Genomic DNA, 18,474 nt, shown 5'->3' with positions numbered 1-18,474 from the left:
TTCGACGATGAAGATGCACCTGAATGCATGAAAGTTGAGCAGAAACAAAAACGAAAATGGCGGCATATTGCTTTTGAATCTTGGCTCGATCTGTAGTAAAATGAAAGTGCTCTTGCATAGGGATCCTCCTTTTTAATGGTTGGTTGCACTTTCATTTTAAGGGGATCCTCATGCAAGGGCTATTTTTATGCTTGTTTGAGTTTATCTAGCACCACGGGTGAATTATATTGAACAGTACGACCCGGACTACGTGCTCGTGCTGTCCGGCGACCACATTTACAAAATGGACTATCGGCAGATGCTCGACTACCATATCACCAAACAGGCCATGTGACGATTTCCGTTATTGAAGTGCCATGGGAAGAAGCGAGCCGGTTTGGCATTATGAATACGAATGACGAGATGCAAATTGTCGAGTTTGCCGAAAAACCGGCGGAGCCAAAGAGCAATTTGGCGTCGATGGGCATTTACATTTTCAATTGGCCGCTGTTGAAAGAATAGTTGAAAATCGACAACGATGACCCGCATTCGTCGCACGATTTCGGCAAAGACATCATCCCGCTTTTGTTTCGCGAACGCAAGCGGTTGTTTGCCTACCCGTTCCAAGGCTACTGGAAAGATGTTGGCACGGTGAAAAGCTTGTGGGAAGCGAACATGGACTTGTTGGATGAGGACAACGAGCTCGACTTGTTCGACCGCTCATGGCGCATTTATTCCGTCAATCCGAATCAGCCGCCGCAATACATTTCCCAGGAGGCGGAAGTGGCGAACTCACTCGTCAATGAAGGGTGCGTCGTCGAAGGGACGGTCAAGCGTTCATTGCTGTTTCAAGGCGTCCGTATCGGCAAAGGAGCGGTCGTGAAAAACAGCATTATATGCAAAAGTGCCAAATCGGCGACGGCTGCGTCCTCGATGGCGTCATTATCGATAAAGACGCCAAGGTCGAACCGGGCGTGGTGTTGAAAGGAGCGGCTGATCAACCTAAAGAAACGTTCAAACGGGCGTTTGTGGTGCGGGTCGAGGCGCTGTGCGGCAAACCGTTTGCCGAATCGACGGCGCGCGATCATTATCACGTTCTCGGCCAGATGGTGCGCGAACATATCAGCCGCCATTGGATCACGACGAATGAACGCTACCGGGCGCAACGGTGGAAACAAGTGTATTATTTGTCGATTGAGTTTTTGTTGGGTCGCCTGCTCGGCAACAATTTGTTAAACCTCGGCGTCCGTTCGGTCGTCGAGGAAGGATTGCGCGAGCTCGGCATTCGCCTCGAAGATGTCGAGGAATGTAAGGCGGACGCCGGGCTTGGCAACGGCGGGCTGGGGCGGATGAGCGCCGTCAACATCGCCCACTCCGGCTACTTTGCCAGCGATCGGACCGTCGCGGAATACGCGGCTGAGATTTGGGGCATTTCGCCGTCGATGTAAAGCCCGGCGGGAAACAGGCGCCCCTAAAGACGAGCGCGGCCGCTTCGAATCATCTCAGAGGCGCAAACGACCAGCCGCTCGCCATCACGAACTTGTCTTTGGCATGATGAACCTTTTCCGTCTGAGCCGGTCTGAACGATCGATTCCGCCGTTTCCAAACGCCGGGCTTGGGACGGTTTCCTGTGCGGAGGCAAAACAGCGGCCAAGGAGCGACGGCTTGCAGCGGAAAGAGGTCGGATGTATGGCTGTTGCCGGACTGCGGCGGCAACGGCATAAACGGAACGGGGCCGCCCTGTTGGAACGCCCCGTTTCGCGTTGGCGGAACCGGCCGGCGTTCGGTTTGAACGCCTGATTTTGTTTCAATCGTCGCCGTCTAGCCAATCGCCGATGCTGCCAAGGATGCTGCCTTCGCCGACCGACCGTCCGCCGGCGCTCGGAGCGGCGGCAAGCACGCGGTCAGCGAGCCGGCTGAACGGGAGCGACTGCACCCACACCGCCCCGGGGCCGGTGACGGTCGCCAAAAACAACCCTTCCCCGCCGAAAAAGCCGGCCCCGAGCTTGCGTTGAAACTCAATGCCGACGGAAACCCCTTTGGCGGCGCATAAAAACGAGTCTTTTTGGCAGATGAGTTTCTCGCCCAGTTCGCTCAAGTCGACCGGAATGATTTTTCCCGGATACGGAGCGGCAAAGGCGACGCGGCGCTTGCCGCTGCCTTGATTTGTAAACACGGTCATGAACAGACTTTCCCCGGTGAGCAGCCGTTTCCCGGCGCCGACGAGGCGGCCGAGCAGTCCTTTTCCGGCTGAGGAGCCGTCGCCAAAGACCGTTTCCATCGCGATGTCGTCTTCCATCATCATCATGGCGCCCGCTTCCGCAATGACGCTTTCGCGTGGATCGAGTTCGATCTCGACAAACTGCATGTCATCGCCGTACAGCCGGTAATCGATCTCATGGGCATTCATCGTTTCTCCTCCATCCAAAGGTTTTTGCAACATTCCGTTATGTACTACGGAATCCGCCCCTCCTCCGTTTCAAACAAGCACGGGCAACCATGTGCCCATCGTTTGGAAGGCGGCGCGAGAACCCGTGCTCGTTTGAAAACAGACTGGCCCGTTGGCGAGTTTCCCGCCATTGGAACATGAGGCGCTTGTTGTCAGCGGACCATGGCAAGGCGTGCGTCCCACGTTGGAAGTCGGCCTTTGGAGCGCGTCAAACTGAACCGGCCGCCTGGCCGCATTCCCCACTTCAAGAGGTCATCGCACGGAGGCCCTTTGTCTACGGATTGGGTTCCCCGAAGTTTTGCTGGGTCGGGCGCTCATCGTAGCGGCGATAGCTTTCGTTCACCGTATACGGGTCTTTTTCATACGCCGGCAAGTCGCCGATGTTTGACATGATGCCTTCGTCATCCAATATGTTTTCGAGCCATTCGTGCTCCCGCGTCGGATACACTTTGACATTTCGCCCGTACAAATCGACAGCAGCGAAATTTTCCAAATCCTCGACATAGCCGACGTGCTCCTCCGATTCGGCGTATACTTCTCCGTAATAATCAACATTTTTGCCAAGGTCGGACGGCGTGTCCGATGAACCGTAGCGGGCGACTTCCTGCCAAGCGTCTTCGGCGTCATAGGCGACCGATTCGTCGCGGTCGTCAAAATCGAATTTGCCAAACGGCGGCATGAGTACCCCTTCTTCGAGTGGCCGCTTTTGCGAGATGATTTGGTCCGGGCTGTGCTCCCGGCAATAAAGCGTTGTCGGCAACGCCTCAAGCCGCTCGTACGGAATCGGCTGGCCGCATGTGCGGCAAATCCCGTACGTGCCGTCATCGATGGCTTTCAGCGCCCGCTCGATCTCGCGGAATTCGCGCTCTGTATGGTCGTCCAACGCCAAATCTTTTTCCCGCTCATACAGTTCAGTCGCCTCATCGGCGGGATGGTTGTCGTAGCTTGCCAGCTCGCCGACCGCATCGTGGGCGTGGCTGCGCGTCATGCCGAAATGGTCGTTTTGATTCAGCCGGTCTTCAATGTCCCGCTTCATCTCAAGCAATGTGGAGCGGAAGGCGGCGAGTTGTTCGTTCGTCAACATCGGTTGCAACCCCTTCCTTGCAGCGTCTGTCTTGCATGGATTCAAACTTGAAAATGTCTGGAGCCTTTCAAACACAGGGATCGTTTCATCCTTCCGTTGGCGGCGAATGGTTTCGCCGCGGGAGCCTATCTATATGGTGTAGTATGGGCGAAAATCAAAAAAAAAAACACGGCCGTTTCGACCGTGTTTACAGCCATTGGCCGACAAGCAAGCCGATGGCGAGCAAAAAGCCAAATTGTGTATTCGTTTGCGCTGTGGCCTTCATCGCCGGCATCATCTCCGCCGGTTTCGTTTTACCGATGAATCCGCGCGCCGCGGCCGCTGCTTTTGGCGCGCTCAGCAAGACGAGCATCGCCCAAAACGGCACGATGCCCAACAGCACAAGCGCCACCGTCCAAAGAAACGCGGCGGCAAACATCATGGCAAGCACGCGGATCGCCCAGTCGCGGCCGATTAAAATGGCGAGCGTTTTTCGTCCTTTTTCGCGGTCGCCGTCCAAGTCGCGAATGTTGTTGGCCAGCAAAATGGCGCCGATGAAAATGGCGACCGGGATCGCCACGAGCACCGCTTCTTTGCTCACGCCGCCTGTTTGGATGAAAAAGGAAATTAAAATGATCATAAAGCCCATGAAAAATCCGGCGGCGAGTTCGCCAAACGGTGTATAGGCGATCGGAACAGGACCGCCGGTGTAAAAGTAGCCGGCCGCCATGCAGACCGTTCCGACAAGCGCGAGCCACCAACTGCTTTGCGCGCAAATGTAGACGCCGATGAGCATCGCTGCCCCAAAGCAGGCAAACGCCAACGCCAGCACTGTTTTCGGCTTCAGGCCGTCACGGACGATGGCGCCGCCGATGCCGACCGATTCCGGCGAGTCAAGGCCGCGCTTGTAATCGTAATATTCGTTAAACATATTCGTCGCCGCCTGAATCAACAACGAGGCGGCCATCATGGCGACAAACAACAGCCAATTGACAGACGTTTCTCCCATCGCCAGCACCGTGCCGACGCAGACTGGCACAAACGCCGCTGTCAGCGTATGCGGACGCGTCAGCCGCCAAAAGACGCGCCAGTCGCGGCGAGCCGGCGGTCGGTGGCCGATATGTGTGACTGGTTGCATATCCATTCCCCTTATATTCCTTGAAAATATGATCGGTTTCCGCGCAAAATAAGTGTAGGAAAAGGTTTTAGGCGTGTCAACCCTTTCTGATAGATAAATGATTTCCTATTATATATAATGGATAATGGGAAGTAGGGGATGGAGAGGGAATTTTACGAAAGAAAGCGTGAGGATCGTGGCGATTGGATTTCAACATACACTCCAACAACAACTGCACGAATTGGTGGTGCGGGCGGCGCGGCCGTTTGTCAGCTGGACGGAATCGTTGGAAGGCGTCGATCCGGTTTCTTTTTTTATGCAAGGGCCGTCTTGCGGATTCCGCGAACGGTTTTTTTGGTCGGACCGAAGCGACGGCACCATCTTGGTCGGCCTCGGCTCGGTGCATGCAATTGAGACGGGGGAAAAGGACGGGCGGTTTCGCGAGGTCGATGCGCGCCGCCGGCAGTGGGCCAGCCAAATCGAGCGGCATGGCGACACGGATGCGCCGCCGCTGCTGTTCGGCGGGTTTTCCTTTGATCCGCACCGGACGCCGACGGACGTATGGCGCGGGTTTTCAGCCGGAAAACTGATCGCGCCGGCTGTGCTTCTTTCGATGCGGAACGGGCAGGCGAAGCTGACCGTCACGCTGCCTGCCGGCGGTGGGGGGCGGGAAATCGAGCAGGTCGGCCGGCTGCTTGGGCGAATCGCTGCACCGCCGCTTCCGGCCCCCCTTCCCGCGCTCGTCGCGGCTCGGGAAGCAGACAGCGGACGGTGGATGGAGGCGGTCCGACAGGCGATCGCTTCGATTCGCGCCGGGGCGCTTGACAAAGTCGTGCTCGCCCGCGCCCGGCAGTTGACATTTGCCGGAACGATCGATGCTGGCTCCGTATTGGCCCGGCTTCGCGAGCAGCAGCCGTTTGCCTACTTGTTTGCCTTTGAACAAGACGGCCGCTGTTTAATCGGGGCATCGCCGGAGCAGCTCGTCCAAAAAGAGGGGGAGACGTGCCGTTCGATTTGCCTGGCGGGATCGGCGCGCCGCGGGGCGACGGTCGAAGAAGACGAACGGCTCGGCGCCTGGCTGCTTTCCGACCGGAAAAACCGCCAAGAACATCAATTTGTGGTGCGCATGATCAGCCGCTTGTTCGCCGAGGTGTGCGAGGCGGTCGAGATGCCGGACGGGCCGCAGCTTCTCAAGCTTCCTCATATTCAGCACTTATGCACGCCGGTTGTCGGCCGCGGCTGCCGGGAGCCGTCCGTGTTGCGTCTGGTGGAACGGATGCATCCGACGCCGGCGCTCGGCGGGACGCCGCGCGAACGAGCGATGGAAACGATTCGCGCCCTCGAGCCGCTCGAGCGCGGGTGGTACGCCGCTCCGATCGGCTGGGTGGACGCTTATGGTGACGGGGAATGGGCGGTCGCCATTCGGTCGGCTTTGCTTGCTGGCAGTCAAGCGTTCTTGTTTGCTGGCTGCGGCATCGTCGCCGACTCCGATCCGCAAAGCGAGTACGAGGAGACGAACGTGAAAATGGCGCCGATGTTATCGGCGTTAGGAGTGATGCACCATGACTGAGGCGTTGTCGTTGTATGTAGCCGCTTTCGTCGATGGGCTTGTGCAAGCCGGGGTGGCGGAGGCGGTCATCAGCCCCGGATCGCGCTCAACGCCGCTGGCGATGGCGATCGCCGGGAACCCCGCCCTCCGCTTTTCGATGCACATTGACGAGCGGTCAGCCGCCTTTTTCGCCCTTGGCATGGCGAAAGCGAAGCGGCGGCCGGTCGCATTGGTGTGCACCTCGGGCACGGCGGCGGCCAATTACTTGCCGGCGCTCGTCGAAGCCCACTATTCGCGCGTGCCGCTCGTCGTGCTGACGGCGGACCGGCCGCATGAACTGCGCGATGTCGGCGCGCCGCAGGCGATCGATCAGCTTCATTTATACGGCCGCTATGCAAAATGGTTTGTCGATTTGGCGCTGCCGGAAGAAGCGGAAGGGATGCTTCGCTATGCGCAGGCGATGGCGGCAAGGGCTGTTGGAGCGGCCGCTGCTGCGCCGGCCGGTCCGGTGCATGTCAATTTGCCGTTCCGCGAGCCGCTTGTTCCGGAAATTGATGATGGCGTCTGGGAGCGCGTGCAGGCGCTTAAAGGGGTGCCGCGTGTGGTGAACGGCCAGCCGACGGTTTCTGATGAAAGCGCGGCCGGCCTGTATAAAGAGCTCGCCGCGGCTCAACGCGGGCTGATCATCTGCGGGCCGCTCGACCGGCCCGGTTTCGCCGAGGCGGTCACCGCGCTCGCGCGGGCGCTCGATGTTCCGATTCTCGCCGATCCGCTGTCGCAGTTGCGCGCCGGCGCGCACGACAAAACGTATGTCATTGACAGCTATGACGCGATTTTAAAAGACGAGGCAATCGCGTCCAAGCTTGTGCCCGATGTCGTGCTCCGCTTCGGCGCCATGCCGGTGTCCAAGCCGCTGTTGTTATGGCTGAAGCGGCATCGCTCGATCCGCCAAATCGTCGTCGATGACGGCGGCTGGCGCGACCCGACGCTGTCGGCCGCCTGCATGGTGCAAAGCGACGAAACAGCGTTGTGCCGGCAGCTGTTGCGTGTGGCCGAACCGAAAGCGGCCTCAAGCCCCTGGTCGGCGGCATGGCGGGAAATGAACGACATCGCCCGCACCGTGTTGCGGCAGCACTTGCCAGAAACCGAATGGTTTGAAGGGAAGGTGTTCGTCGAGCTTGCCGAATTGTTGCCGCCGGACGCGTTGCTGTATATCGGCAACAGCATGCCAATCCGCGACGCCGATACGTTTTTCTGGTCAACGGACAAGCCGCTCCGCGTGCTTGCCAACCGCGGCGCCAACGGCATTGACGGCGTCGTCTCGAGCGCCTTGGGGGCCGGCGCCGCCGCGGGGCCGCTTGCGCTCGTGATCGGCGATTTGTCGTTTTACCACGATTTGAACGGGCTGCTGGCAGCGAAAATGCACGGATTGCAGGCGACGATTGTGCTGTTGAACAACAACGGCGGCGGCATTTTCTCCTTTTTGCCGCAGGCGCGTCATGAAGGGCCGTTTGAAACGCTGTTTGGCACGCCGACCGGTTTGTCGTTTTCCGATGCCGTTGGGATGTACGGCGGACGGCACGCAACGCCGCGTACGTGGGACGAATTTCGCCGTCAAGTGGCGGAATCGTTTGAAGCAGGCGGGCTTCATGTTGTCGAAGTGCGCACGTCGCGCGCGGAAAATGTCCAAATGCATCGTTTTTTGTGGGAACGTGTTTCCCAGGAAATCGCGAAATTTCTCGAACATAAAGGAATGGTTTGATGTGGAGCTGAATGGGGTTCGTTACCATGTGGAACAATATGGCGAAGGGGAGCCGCTTTTATTGTTGCACGGGTTTACCGGCAGCGCGGACACATGGCGGCCGCTCCACCCGTTTTGGCGGAGGTTCCGCCTGATTGCGGCGGACTTGCTTGGGCACGGGCGGACGGAAGCGCCAAAGGACGCCCGGCGGTATCGGATCGAACGCGCCGCCGACGACTTGGCGGCGTTGCTTGATAAGCTTGGCGTCGAGAAAGCGAACGTGGTCGGCTACTCGATGGGCGGGCGGCTGGCGTTGACTTTCGCCATGTTGCATCCGCACCGCGTCCGCCGCCTTGTGCTGGAGAGCAGTTCGCCGGGGCTGCAGACGGATGCGGAGCGGCGCGCCCGGCGAGAGGCGGATGAGGCGCTTGCGCAGCGGATCGAGCAGGAAGGGGTGCGTGCGTTCGTCGACCATTGGGAGCGTCTTCCGCTTTTTTTCACGCAACAGGCGCTTCCGGCGTCTGTAAGGGCGGCGGTCCGCCGTGAGCGGCTTCGCCATACGGCTGAAGGGCTTGCCAACAGCTTGCGCGGGATGGGAACCGGCGTGCAGCCGTCTTGGTGGGAGCGGCTTAGGGAACTTGACATGCCCGTGCTTCTTGTTTGCGGGGAGCGTGATGAAAAGTTTTGCCGCATCGCCGCCCGCATGCATGAGCGGCTGCCCGACAGCAGGTTCGTCTGTGTTCCGGGAGCCGGACATGCAATTCACGTGGAACAGCCCGGTGTTTTTGCTACAATAGTAAGTGAATTCATGACAAAGGGGGAAGTGTAAATGCCGTTTGAATGGGTGAAGCAGTACGACTATGAGGACATTATTTACGAAACGTACAACGGCATCGCCAAAATTACGATCAACCGTCCGGAAGTACATAACGCGTTTCGGCCGAAAACGGTGAATGAGATGATCGACGCGTTCACAAAAGCGCGCGACGATTCGAATATCGGCGTCATCATTTTGACCGGCGCGGGCGGAAAAGCATTCTGCTCGGGCGGCGACCAAAAAGTGCGCGGCCATGGAGGATATGTCGGCGAGGACGAAATTCCGCGCCTCAATGTGCTCGATTTGCAACGGCTCATTCGCGTCATTCCGAAACCGGTCATCGCGATGGTCGCCGGCTATGCCATCGGCGGCGGCCATGTGCTCCACGTCGTCTGCGACTTGACGATTGCGGCCGACAACGCGATTTTCGGCCAAACGGGGCCAAAGGTCGGCAGTTTTGACGGCGGTTATGGGGCCGGCTATTTGGCGCGCATCGTCGGCCATAAAAAAGCGCGGGAAATTTGGTATTTGTGCCGCCAGTACAACGCCCAAGAAGCGCTCGAGATGGGGCTTGTGAACAAAGTCGTGCCGCTCGAGCAGCTGGAAGAAGAAACGGTCAAATGGGCGCAAGAAATTTTGGAGAAAAGCCCGACCGCCATTCGCTTCTTAAAAGCGGCGTTCAACGCCGATTCCGACGGCCTGGCCGGCATTCAGCAGCTTGCGGGCGATGCGACGCTTCTATTCTATACGACGGAAGAGGCGAAAGAAGGAATGCGGGCGTTCAAGGAAAAACGGAAGCCGGACTTCGGCCAGTTCCCGCGTTTCCCGTGAGAACGGACCAAGCAGCTTGATGCCGCATCAAGCTGCTTTTTCGCATCTCGCTGCCAGCGGGGCACATAAGGAAGGAACAACCTCGCCCCCGGAACAGGACGTTTCCACAGCGGCGGGTGTTTTTTGGCGGGAGCGGCGGCGCCTTGTGCGATGGGCTGGCACGCCAAACGGCCGAAAGGAGGAGAACGCATGACCACAATGCCAAACTGGCTGAAGCAGCGGGCGTTTTTAACCCCGGAGCGGACGGCTGTTCGTGATCGAGAGCGGGCGAAAACGTTTGCCGAACTGTACGAAGCGTCGGCGTCATGGGCGCGCCGCCTCGCTGCAGCGGGCGTTCGGGAAGGCGACATCGTCGCCATTTTGATGAAAAACCGCATTGAAATGATCGAGATCGTCCACGCCTTGTTTTTGCTCGGCGCGCGCGCCTTGCTGCAAAACGTGCGTCTCACGTCTTATGAGCTCGGCTGGCAGCTCGATGACAGCGGCGCGCGCCTTGTCATTGCCGATGAGGAACTGGCCGGGCGCCTTGGCGGCGACGGGCGGGTGATGACGACGAGCGCGCTCGCCGCGCTTTCGGAAGTGGACGTTCTGCTCAAGGAAACGCTCGAGTTGGACGAGACGGCGACGATTATGTACACATCCGGAACGACCGGCACCCCGAAAGGCGTGCTGCAAACGTACGGCAACCACTGGTGGAGCGCGGTCGGCTCGGCGCTCAATCTCGGGTTGCACGAAGGCGACTGCTGGCTTGCGGCCGTGCCGCTGTTTCACATCAGCGGCCTGTCGATCGCCATGCGCAGTGTCATTTACGGCATGCCGATGTACATTCAGCCGTCATTTGACCCAAAGGAAGCGAACGCCTTGATTATGAACGGAACGGTGACGATCATGTCGGTGGTAGCCGCCATGCTGCAACGGATGGTGGCGGAGCTTGGGGAAGCGCGCTATCCTGATACGTTTCGCTGCATGCTGCTTGGCGGCGGGCCGGCGCCGCGCCCACTGCTTGAGACGTGCAAGGAAAAAGGCATTCCGGTGTACCAGACGTACGGGATGACGGAGACGTCATCGCAAATTGTGACGCTGGCGCCCGAATACAGCCTGACGAAACTCGGCTCCGCCGGCAAGCCGCTCTTTCCGGCCGAGCTATGCATTATGCAAGACGGAAAACAAGCTGCGCCGTATGAAGCTGGGGAAATTGTCGTCAAAGGACCGAACGTGACGAAAGGATACTTGCACCGCCCCGAGGCGACGGAACGGGCGATCCGCGGCGGCTGGTTTTACACCGGGGATATCGGCTATGTCGACGAAGACGGGTTTTTGTACGTGCTCGACCGCCGCTCCGATCTCATTATTTCCGGCGGGGAAAACGTCTATCCGGCCGAAATCGAAGCGGTGCTGCTGTCGCACCCCGATGTCGAAGAAGCCGGCGTGACCGGCATCGACGATGACACATGGGGGCAAGTGCCGTGTGCCTTTGTAGTGCTGAAAAAAGGCGCTGCGGCTGATGAGCATGGGCTGAAGCAGTTTTGCCGCGAGCGGCTCGCCAAATACAAAGTGCCGGCGCGCATTTATTTCGTCGACGCGCTGCCGCGCAATGCGGCGCAAAAACTATTGCGCCGCGAATTGAAAACGTTGATTCCGGAAGCAGAAAAGCGAGCGTCCCGTCTTTAAGCAGGGCGCTTGCTTCGTCTGTTTGCCCGCCTTACACGTCATCATCCGTCCATCCGATCTCAGCCGCTCGATAAGCGACAAGCCGTTTCAAATCCGGCGGCAGCGTCTCGAACGAACCGAATTCGTACTCCCACAAATTGGCGAACGAGTCGATGCAACGTGGGGACGCCATCGGGCGAGTCCGCTTCATTTCCTTTTGGAACGCTTGAATGAGACTGGCGCGCTTGTCCACCGTCATCCCCCTCTAACGATGCAAGCGCCGCCCGCAACACCAGGCAGCGCTTTATTTGCTGAATCGTTACGCTTCATTGGAAGGAGTAAACGTTTTGCAGTCCGTTTCCGACGAATCAGACGCCATGTTTCCGGCATGGCTGACCACATAAATGGACTCCGCGCTGCAACGGTTCCCTTCCGCCCAATAATGGCAGTTGCGCACTTCGCAAAGAACATCTTTCGCCATGGTCATCCCCCTTGTCGTGATGAAATCGCCCGCGTCTATAGTTTGACGCATTTGCAGGCATTTTATCCATCTCTAATCGAGAAGACTCCCGCTTGGGATCAACGGAAGCAGGGGCAATCGACAGCTTCCATCATGGTTGTTCTCCCACGCCTCCCCAAATATAAAAGAAGGATTTCGTGCAGAAATGGCGTTTCCTTCTTTACCATCGTTGAAGCGGGGGCTCATCGTCCAAAAAAATGATGAAAATATCTCTTGTTATAATTGACATAGAAAATCATTCTCAATTAAAATAAAAAAGAAAGAAGCGAGCAAAGGAGGCTTTCGTGATGGCATCACTGCTTGTTGTCGGAGCCGATCATTTAGGCCATATTACCGATAAATTGGAGCGTTCCGGATTCCGGGAAATCATTCATCTCAATGGACGAAAAGTGAATATGGTGAAACGCGACATTCCGGAGCATGTCGACGCCATATTGGTCATGATCGATTACGTGAACCATAATTTGGCGAAGAAAGTGAAAGAGAAGGCGAAAAGCAAAGACAAGCCTATTTATTTTGCGAAACGGTCATGGAGCTCGATAAACGCCGTGTTGGAGCAGCTGGGAAAACATGCATGAACAAACAGGAGGCGAGCCATGGTGTCTATCCATCACGAGACGTTGGATGTCTGGCCGTATGCGTTGCGCCGGTTTCTTCGCCGCGTCATTCAAGCGTATTGCGACACCGCCCCTTCGCTGCGGTCGCCGCTTTGCTTGCTCCGGTTGATTGATCAGCACCGTTCGCTCCTTCCTTTGTCGATGTTTCCGACGCCGTTGCATTACGGACTTGTGTTGGCCAAGGTGACGGATCATTTGCTGCAGTTTTTCGGTTCGATGGAAGAGGCGGCATGCAAGCCGCTGCTGCTGGCGGACGGCGGATTGGGCGAAGAAGCGGATCGGGAGTTGTACATCGTTTACCGCGACCGGGTTCGTGTGCTGCTGTGGTGTGAGGAAGAGGAAGCCATTCGGCGATGCAAAGAAACGGCGTCGTCCTTATGCCGCAAAACAATCGGACGTTGTCCGAACGAACTGGAATGCTGCTTTTTATGGACGGGCGGACGCCGCATTGAGTGGATTCCGGCTTAAGGGAAGGAGAAGAGGCATGAAAAGCGTCTTTCTCGGGCGGAATGTGATGGAACGGATTCCGGCTTTGAATGAAGGGAATCGCCGGCGTATAATGAAATAGATTGAAAATGAAAATCGTTATTTTTAAATAAAATGGGGGAGCAAGTTATGAAACGCATGCCTTGGAAAGTCATGGCCACGTCGGCGGCGGCCTCGCTGCTTTTGGCGTCCGGCTGTTCCGCCGTCGGGGAGAAAGAGAACGGCCGTTCAGCGGAAGCGCCGCGCCTGCACGTGCCGGTGGCGGACGATCATTTTGATACGGCCGGCAATATGTTTGCCTACTCGGAATTTGAACTTTCGGGCGAACCGCTCGCTGAAGGGCTCGGGCTTGATTTGGACACCCTTGACGCGAGAAAGCCGGATGAGCCGACGAAATTTGACTATACGGCCGGCATCGAGTCATACGAGTATTCCGAGGAAGCCATGTATGAGGTGACGGAAAAGTCAGGGCTCGGGCTCCATCTCATCAACGGCCCGATCGCCAAGCAACGGGCCGAACAGCAGCATAAGCCAGCCGATGAAGCACTCGCCGACCGTTTTTATGAGCTTGCGGACAGCGTCGGCTATCCGCGCGAGGAAATTTTCCGCAACATGTTCCCGACCTTCATCGAGTACGCCGGCGGCGATCCGCATTATGCGCAAAAGGTTGACACGGACGTGTACGCGGAAAATGACGACGGTACATACGTTCCCGTCTATCAAGTCGATTTCCAATCGCTTCGCTGGGATCGCGGAAAAATGGACAAAGTGCTCACGCCATCGGCTTACGGCGGTGTCTTTTTGAAGCAAGCGCTTTGGGCCGGCGACTTTTTGGGGAATTTTCATCAAAAAGACAGCGATGAAGAGGTGGAGGCGAAAACGCCAAACGACGATCAAAGCGGGAACGTCGCTCTTGGCGTCAGTTCCGCCGACGGGATGCAAGGGATGATTTTGACGGAACAAATATGGAACAAGCTGGCTTTTATCCGTGACCATTTATTTTATGATGCGAAGCAACAGGCGTTGACGAAGGCAGCCGGTAGTCGCTACAACCCAAGCGGGGGATTCGTCTATTTGCCGCACGCGGTGGAAGTGGCTGAAGGGGGAAGCGAGCTGGCGCCGGATGCGGCGAAGTTGGTCGTCAAAGATCCCCGCAGCTTGCTTGAGGATCAATGGCTCATGCTATGGCCGGCGGCGGAGTTTTTCGGCATGACCGACCAGCGGCCGGAAAACAAAAACCAAAACCCCGCGTTTTTGGCCGTGTTTGACGGAAAACCGTTCCCGAAAGCGGCAAAAGAAAATGTGGATGCCGATCCAGCCAACGACCGCGTGGCCGACGACCCGTATTCCGTCAACCGCGACGTGCTGCTGCAAGTGTTTCGCAACATCGATGCCATGCATTTCAATGAAAAAGCGGGCGCGTTTGTGACCGAACATGACGGGCGAACGCAAGGAAATCGGGTCGATACGTTCCAAGCCGGCTATACAATGGAAGCGCTCCGCATCTTCGAACGGGCGATTGACGGGATGCCGGTCGGCTATGCGAGCGGAGAGAGCGCCAAAGGGCTTGGCACGCCGGAAGGAAAGCGGGCGCTTGAGCTCATCCGTCGGCAAGCGGATTTTATCATGCACAACTTGATGCGAAAAGACGGGCTTGTCGAAAACGGCTATACGATCGGCCAAGGGCCGGATCAAGACGAGCCGACGCTTCTTGCCCAGCTTGGTGCGATCCGCGGGCTGACGGCGGCGTTTTTGGCGACGAAAGACGAAGCGTACCGCGATGCGGCGCGCCTTGTTTATGAGGCGATGGACCGCCATTTTTGGGATCAAAAATGGCACGTGTACCATACGGGAGAAACAGAGGATAAGTACACCCCGTGGCTCGCCGGCGCGTTGTCGGGGGTGTTCCGCGTGGCGCTGCAAAACTTGAACAACGACCAAGCGGATGAGACGGCGAAATCCCTTGACCGCGAAACGATCATCTCCCGTTACGTCGACTTTTACGACCGAATCGTCGATGGCCCGACGCTTCAGGAAGGGATGCAGGCAAGTGAGTTTTGGGATACGGGAGATGTCTACATCAAAGGGAAAAAATTGGGCAACACTGACCGCGACCATGTGCCGCAAGTGCAGGCGGCCGGCGGCCCATACGGCGTGGCGCCGGTGTTGCGGACGGTCAAGGTCAATGTTGGATCCGGCAACAAATAACAGAAAGAAAGCGGCGAATACGACTGAGATTCGCTGCTTTTCTTTGTAAAATTGAGGATGGTTATCATTTTCGTGAAAAAACGGGGGAATATTGAAATGCGAAAATGGTGGTTCGCCGCGGCGATCGCCGCGCTGTTGGCCGGCTGTCAGGACGAAAAGGCATGGCATGAGCAGCCGAAAGTGGTCAGACACGCCCCGGCGCACGGCGACAACATCGCCGTAAGCAGCGACGGGCGCTATGTCTACACCGCCAACATCGATGTGGATACAGTGACAATCATCAACGCGAAAACCAAAACGAAGGAAGCGGAAATTCCCGTCGGCCGCGAACCGCGCCAGCTGGCGCTCAGCCCGGATGGACGGACGCTGTATGTTTCCTGCATGTACGATGATGAAGTGGACGTCGTATCGCTTGACAAGCGGACAGTCGTCGACCGTTGGAAAACGGGGATCGAGCCGTTCGGCATCGTCACCAGTCCAGATGGGGAGGAAGTATATGTCGCCAACTACCGCTCGGGCACGGTCTCGGTGTTTGACGCTGAGAGCGGGAAGCGGACCAAAGACATCCAAGCGGGCGATCGGCCGCGGGCGCTGGCGCTGACAGCGGACGGAAGGAAGCTGTACGTGACGCAATATTTGGCGGCTAAAGTTACCGTGATTGACACAAAGAAACGGCGGGCGGTCAAGGAAATCGCCCTCGCCCCGTCGCCGGATAAAGCCGATCGAAAAAAGAGCCAAGGCATTCCGAACACGCTTGAGCAAATCGTCATCGCCCCGGACGGCAAAAAAGCGTATATTCCGCACTTATTGACGAACATCGATACGCCGATCCAATTTGAGGAAACGGTGTTTCCGGCCATCTCGGTCATTGATGTGACGAACGACGTTGAGTTGCCGGACGAGCGGAAAGAGCTGTTTGCCGCGATCAATGTCACTGATGTTCATAACGAGACGATCATCGTCTCCAATCCGTACGATGTGGCGTTTTCCCCGGACGGCGGCAAAGCGTACGCGGTCATGTCTGGAAGCGAGGATCTCGTCGTCTTTGACTTGCGCCGCGGCGGCAAGGCGACGCAAATTTTGCGACGCATCCACGGCAACAATCCGCGCGGGATCGCGATTTCGCCGGATGGGAAGACGCTTTACGTCCACAACGCCATGAGCCATGATTTGGCCGTGATCAAAACCGGAGGAAAAAGCCCATATGCGAAAGCGAAGCAGGAGAGCGGCACGATCCGCCTCATTGCGAAAGATTCGCTCTCCCCGCTCGTGCGTGAAGGAAAAACGATCTTTTACAGCGCCAACAGCGACGAGTTTGCCATCAACATTACAGGAAACAATTGGATGAGCTGCGCTTCGTGCCATAGCGACGGCGACATCAACGGCTTGACGCTCATGACGGCGAAAGGGCCGCGCAACGTGCCGAGCAATATTTTGGCGACGAAAACCGGGCTGTTTATGTGGGATGGTTCGCGCGACGATTTTACCGACTACATTCATACGGTGCAAGGCGAGATGGGCGGCATGACGGCGATCGACCCGTCCAAGCCGCTGCCGCCGAACGTCCAGCATATGTTTGACGCCATTCTCGCCTACTTGAACGACCCTCGTTCGTTCCCCGTGCCGAAAAGCCCGTATCGAAAGGCGGACGGCAGCTTGACGGCGGAAGCGAAGGAAGGGGAGCGCCTGTTTAACGGGAAAGGGAATTGCTTAAGCTGCCATGGGGGCGAGTATTTCACCGACAGCGTCAAGGCGGTCGGGCCGGACGGGAAATTGACGACTGCCAATACCGCCTACTTGCACGATATCGGCACGGCCAATCCGAAGGACCGCGCCTCCAAAGGCGACGCCCGCGCCCGGTTCACAAACCCGCGGACGCCCAAACAGTGGGATACGCCGACGCTGCGCGGCGTATGGGCGACAGCCCCGTATTTGCATGACGGCAGCGCGAAAACGATCGAGGAAGCAATCCGGCGCCATCGGACGAAAGAAATGCAAACATTGACGCCGGGAGAAATTGCGGCCATTGCGGCCTATGTCCGCTCGCTGCAATAGTGAGAGTGATGGGTGAGGAAAAGGGTGCTTTTCTTTCTGCAGGGCAGAAGATCGCACGTCATAAAGGAAGGTGTCCCACGCGTGTTGGGGACACCTTTTTCCTTGTTGTTTTGGCCGTACATAGCGCTTATCGTGCATAAACAAACGCCAGAATGAGAAAGCCCACGAATCGAAAGAGGCAGGCGGTTGTATTTCAATAAAGAGCTTTTTGCAGCACGCGGAGATTCTCGGCCATAAGAGCAAAGTAATCTTTGTGGGCTTTTCGATCTTCATCGGTCAGCGATTCCAAGTTATGCAGACGGAGCGGCTTGGCGCCGATTTCGTTCTGAATCACTTCCGCCGTTTTGGGATGAACATTTTGTTCGAAAATGACATAGCGGATGTGATGCTGTTTGGCTGTCTGGATGAGCTGAGTCAGCTCTTTTTGCGATGGTTCGTTGCTCGGAGAAAGCCCGGAAACGCTCAGCTGTTTGATTCCGTAGCGATCTTCCCAATATCCGTAAGCTTGATGGGAAACGAGTATCTCTTTTCTGGGAGCTTTCTCCACTGTTGAACGGAATTGCCCGTCAAGGCGCTCGAGTTTCATCTTTAACGTTTCAAAGTTTTGCATAAACAGGTCTTTTTTTTCAGGTTTCAGTTCCATCAGCAAATCGCGGATGTTCTCGGAGATCGAAATGGATCGGATGGGGTCAAGCCATACGTGAGGATCTTTGTCTCCGTGTTCATGGCCATGTTCTTCCTCATGTCCCTCTCCGTGTTCATCTTTGTGCCCTTCGCCATGCGCATGCTCCTGTTCATGGTTCGATTCAAGCAATTCGATGCCGTTTGTGGCAACGAGAAATCGGACGTGCTCATTTTGTAATGTTTCCTGCAGTTTTTCGGCGAACGGTTCCATCCCGTGGCCAATGTAAATGAAGGCGTCCGCATCGGCAATCTGCTGCACGGTTTTGGGTGTCGGTTCGAACGTATGGGCTTCTACTCCCGGCGGGTAAACGCTTTTGACGTTCACGGCGTCGCCGCCGATTTTTTTCGTAAAGTCTTCAAGCGGATAGACGGTTGTATAAATCGTCAATGGGTCGTTCGATGTTTGGGCCTTATGTGCCTCCGGTTTTGCTTGGCAGCCGTATAGCCAGGCGCTTGCCGCCAAAAGGAAAGACAAAAGAATGGATGGTAGTCTCATATTGAACTCCTTTCTGGGCTCAAGATGTCCGCATTTATTATATCGTAATCATTACGATTTACAGGATTAATCATACCTGAATCCGTGACAGAAGTGTATCAAAAATGCTGGGAAACCCAATCGTGTCGAGACTTCGACTCCATTTCGAATGTTCACCTATTAGGTGAAGAACCCCGAGTGCAATATTTTGTTGATTGATCCAGTTTTCTTGG

General features: G+C 56.8%; 16 protein-coding genes and 3 pseudogenes. 12 read left to right on the top strand and 7 right to left on the bottom strand.

Features of this window, described 5'->3' with window-relative positions; all coding sequences use genetic code 11:
- Window positions 1-118: pseudogene (locus IKE44_RS07055) on the bottom strand (IS982 family transposase); the annotation flags it as partial.
- Window positions 119-217: 99 nt separating this feature from the next.
- Here IKE44_RS07055 and IKE44_RS07050 point away from each other — a divergent pair.
- The 3 genes and pseudogenes from IKE44_RS07050 to IKE44_RS07040 all read left to right on the top strand — a co-directional run.
- Window positions 218-850, top strand: a pseudogene (locus tag IKE44_RS07050) (sugar phosphate nucleotidyltransferase); the annotation flags it as partial.
- A 106-nt stretch (window positions 851-956) separates the two neighbouring features.
- Window positions 957-1,337, top strand: a pseudogene (locus tag IKE44_RS07045) (glycogen phosphorylase); the annotation flags it as partial.
- A 307-nt stretch (window positions 1,338-1,644) separates the two neighbouring features.
- Window positions 1,645-1,779 (top strand): hypothetical protein, encoded by a 135-nt coding sequence (locus IKE44_RS07040; RefSeq protein ID WP_287465439.1) that lies wholly within the window; start codon window positions 1,645-1,647, stop codon window positions 1,777-1,779.
- Between the two features lie 7 nt (window positions 1,780-1,786).
- On the opposite strand, the gene IKE44_RS07035 is transcribed toward IKE44_RS07040, so the two are convergent.
- The 3 genes from IKE44_RS07035 to IKE44_RS07025 all read right to left on the bottom strand — a co-directional run bounded on the left by IKE44_RS07035 (window position 1,787) and on the right by IKE44_RS07025 (window position 4,629).
- Window positions 1,787-2,389 carry an AIM24 family protein gene (locus IKE44_RS07035; RefSeq protein ID WP_049624995.1) on the bottom strand — a complete coding sequence of 201 codons (603 nt, stop codon included), beginning with the start codon at window positions 2,387-2,389 and terminating at the stop codon, window positions 1,787-1,789.
- Window positions 2,390-2,702: 313 nt separating this feature from the next.
- On the bottom strand, window positions 2,703-3,512 hold the full coding sequence (locus IKE44_RS07030; protein WP_033014609.1) for a yteA family sporulation protein: 810 nt from the start codon (window positions 3,510-3,512) through the stop codon (window positions 2,703-2,705).
- A 187-nt stretch (window positions 3,513-3,699) separates the two neighbouring features.
- Window positions 3,700-4,629, bottom strand: a complete 930-nt coding sequence (locus IKE44_RS07025; RefSeq protein ID WP_033014607.1) for a 1,4-dihydroxy-2-naphthoate polyprenyltransferase — start codon at window positions 4,627-4,629, stop codon at window positions 3,700-3,702.
- A gap of 175 nt (window positions 4,630-4,804) precedes the next feature.
- Here IKE44_RS07025 and IKE44_RS07020 point away from each other — a divergent pair, with 175 nt between their 5' ends.
- The 5 genes from IKE44_RS07020 (at window position 4,805) to IKE44_RS07000 (ending at window position 11,217) form a co-directional block, all read left to right on the top strand.
- Entirely contained in the window at window positions 4,805-6,178 is a 1,374-nt protein-coding gene (locus IKE44_RS07020; RefSeq protein ID WP_033014579.1) for an isochorismate synthase, read from the top strand.
- Complete coding sequence (gene menD, locus IKE44_RS07015) at window positions 6,171-7,919, top strand: 2-succinyl-5-enolpyruvyl-6-hydroxy-3-cyclohexene-1-carboxylic-acid synthase (protein ID WP_033014578.1); 1,749 nt, start codon at window positions 6,171-6,173, stop codon at window positions 7,917-7,919. The genes IKE44_RS07020 and menD overlap by 8 nt, the downstream gene beginning before the upstream one ends.
- 1 nt (window position 7,920) lies before the next feature.
- On the top strand, window positions 7,921-8,727 hold the full coding sequence (gene menH / locus IKE44_RS07010; protein WP_033014576.1) for a 2-succinyl-6-hydroxy-2,4-cyclohexadiene-1-carboxylate synthase: 807 nt from the start codon (window positions 7,921-7,923) through the stop codon (window positions 8,725-8,727).
- On the top strand, window positions 8,728-9,546 hold the full coding sequence (gene menB / locus IKE44_RS07005) for a 1,4-dihydroxy-2-naphthoyl-CoA synthase (RefSeq protein ID WP_033009854.1): 819 nt from the start codon (window positions 8,728-8,730) through the stop codon (window positions 9,544-9,546).
- Between the two features lie 189 nt (window positions 9,547-9,735).
- Entirely contained in the window at window positions 9,736-11,217 is a 1,482-nt protein-coding gene (locus IKE44_RS07000) for an o-succinylbenzoate--CoA ligase (RefSeq protein ID WP_033009852.1), read from the top strand.
- A 31-nt stretch (window positions 11,218-11,248) separates the two neighbouring features.
- Here IKE44_RS07000 and IKE44_RS06995 read toward each other — a convergent pair whose 3' ends face one another.
- Together IKE44_RS06995 and IKE44_RS06990 are read right to left on the bottom strand one after the other, a co-directional pair.
- Window positions 11,249-11,449 (bottom strand): hypothetical protein, encoded by a 201-nt coding sequence (locus IKE44_RS06995; RefSeq protein WP_033014606.1) that lies wholly within the window; start codon window positions 11,447-11,449, stop codon window positions 11,249-11,251.
- 66 nt (window positions 11,450-11,515) lie between these two features.
- The gene (locus tag IKE44_RS06990) at window positions 11,516-11,677 is read right to left on the bottom strand and encodes a DUF1540 domain-containing protein (RefSeq protein WP_064502500.1); all 162 of its coding nucleotides are present in this window, start codon (window positions 11,675-11,677) and stop codon (window positions 11,516-11,518) included.
- Window positions 11,678-12,003: 326 nt separating this feature from the next.
- Here IKE44_RS06990 and IKE44_RS06985 point away from each other — a divergent pair, with 326 nt between their 5' ends.
- The 4 genes from IKE44_RS06985 to IKE44_RS06970 all read left to right on the top strand — a co-directional run bounded on the left by IKE44_RS06985 (window position 12,004) and on the right by IKE44_RS06970 (window position 17,082).
- On the top strand, window positions 12,004-12,294 hold the full coding sequence (locus tag IKE44_RS06985) for a DUF2325 domain-containing protein (RefSeq protein WP_013144398.1): 291 nt from the start codon (window positions 12,004-12,006) through the stop codon (window positions 12,292-12,294).
- A gap of 18 nt (window positions 12,295-12,312) precedes the next feature.
- Window positions 12,313-12,801, top strand: a complete 489-nt coding sequence (locus IKE44_RS06980; RefSeq protein ID WP_033014575.1) for a hypothetical protein — start codon at window positions 12,313-12,315, stop codon at window positions 12,799-12,801.
- Window positions 12,802-12,948: 147 nt separating this feature from the next.
- Window positions 12,949-15,027: an extracellular membrane-anchored protein gene (locus IKE44_RS06975; RefSeq protein WP_049626449.1), complete on the top strand. Its 2,079-nt coding sequence runs from the start codon at window positions 12,949-12,951 to the stop codon at window positions 15,025-15,027.
- 96 nt (window positions 15,028-15,123) lie between these two features.
- Window positions 15,124-17,082 (top strand): beta-propeller fold lactonase family protein, encoded by a 1,959-nt coding sequence (locus IKE44_RS06970; RefSeq protein ID WP_049624994.1) that lies wholly within the window; start codon window positions 15,124-15,126, stop codon window positions 17,080-17,082.
- Between the two features lie 193 nt (window positions 17,083-17,275).
- Here IKE44_RS06970 and IKE44_RS06965 read toward each other — a convergent pair whose 3' ends face one another.
- Window positions 17,276-18,262, bottom strand: coding sequence for a metal ABC transporter substrate-binding protein (locus IKE44_RS06965; RefSeq protein ID WP_033014572.1), 987 nt, complete (start codon window positions 18,260-18,262; stop codon window positions 17,276-17,278).
- Between the last annotated feature and the right edge of the window lie 212 nt (window positions 18,263-18,474).

It is taken from the genome of Geobacillus sp. (assembly GCF_017515625.1).
In the GTDB taxonomy this organism is placed as follows: Bacteria; Bacillota; Bacilli; order Bacillales; family Anoxybacillaceae; genus Geobacillus; species Geobacillus stearothermophilus.
This window is presented reverse-complemented; position numbering and strand designations above follow the sequence as displayed.